This window comes from Ruegeria alba (assembly GCF_022321465.1).
GTDB classification, from domain to species: Bacteria; Pseudomonadota; Alphaproteobacteria; order Rhodobacterales; family Rhodobacteraceae; genus Ruegeria_B; species Ruegeria_B alba.
The window spans coordinates 1-1,198 of record NZ_JAKOEM010000070.1 but is presented as its reverse complement, the minus strand read 5'-3'; the positions used below and the strand labels follow the sequence as shown (position 1 = coordinate 1,198).

General features: G+C 63.1%; 1 protein-coding gene. It reads left to right on the top strand.

The window, feature by feature from the left end:
• The first annotated feature begins 1 nt into the window (after nucleotide 1).
• Nucleotides 2–1,177 (top strand): elongation factor Tu, encoded by a 1,176-nt coding sequence (tuf, locus tag MB818_RS21900; RefSeq protein ID WP_234144476.1) that lies wholly within the window; start codon nucleotides 2–4, stop codon nucleotides 1,175–1,177.
• Nucleotides 1,178–1,198: the final 21 nt, after the last annotated feature.

Genomic DNA, 1,198 nt, shown 5'->3' with positions numbered 1-1,198 from the left:
AATGGCAAAGGAAAAGTTTGAGCGTAATAAACCGCACGTCAACATTGGCACGATCGGCCACGTTGACCACGGCAAGACGACGCTGACCGCAGCGATCACGAAGTATTTCGGCGACTTCAAGGCGTATGACCAGATTGACGGCGCGCCGGAAGAGAAAGCACGCGGGATCACCATCTCGACCGCCCACGTGGAATACGAGACCGAAGCGCGTCACTACGCCCACGTCGACTGCCCCGGCCACGCCGACTATGTGAAGAACATGATCACCGGTGCGGCGCAGATGGACGGCGCGATCCTGGTGGTGAACGCCGCTGACGGCCCGATGCCGCAGACCCGCGAGCACATCCTGCTGGCCCGCCAGGTCGGCGTGCCCGCGCTGGTGGTGTTCATGAACAAGGTCGACCAGGTCGATGACGAGGAACTTCTGGAGCTGGTGGAAATGGAAATCCGCGAGCTGCTGAGCTCGTACGACTTCCCCGGCGACGATATTCCGATCGTTGCGGGCTCGGCCCTGGCGGCGATGGAAGGCCGTGATCCGGAAATCGGCGAGAACAAGATCCGTGAACTGCTGGCCGCGGTTGACGAGTACATCCCGACCCCGGAGCGCGCTGTCGACCAGCCCTTCCTGATGCCGATCGAAGACGTGTTCTCGATCTCGGGCCGCGGCACCGTGGTGACGGGCCGTGTGGAACGTGGCGTGATCAATGTCGGCGACTCGATCGAGATCGTGGGCATCAAGGACACCCAGACCACCACCTGTACCGGTGTGGAAATGTTCCGCAAGCTGCTGGATCGCGGTGAAGCCGGCGACAACATCGGCGCGCTGCTGCGTGGTATCGACCGCGAGAAGGTCGAGCGCGGCCAGGTGCTGTGCAAGCCGGGTTCGGTGACCCCGCACACCAAGTTCGAAGCCGAGGCCTATATCCTGACCAAGGAAGAGGGCGGCCGTCACACCCCGTTCTTCGCGAACTACCGTCCGCAGTTCTACTTCCGGACCACCGACGTGACCGGCACCGTGACGCTGGCCGAAGGCACCGAGATGGTGATGCCGGGCGATAACGTCGGCTTCACCGTCGAGCTGATCGCGCCGATCGCGATGGAAGACGGCCTGCGTTTCGCCATCCGCGAAGGCGGCCGTACCGTCGGCGCCGGCGTCGTGTCGAAGATCATCGAGTAATCGGTGATCCCGAGACACGCC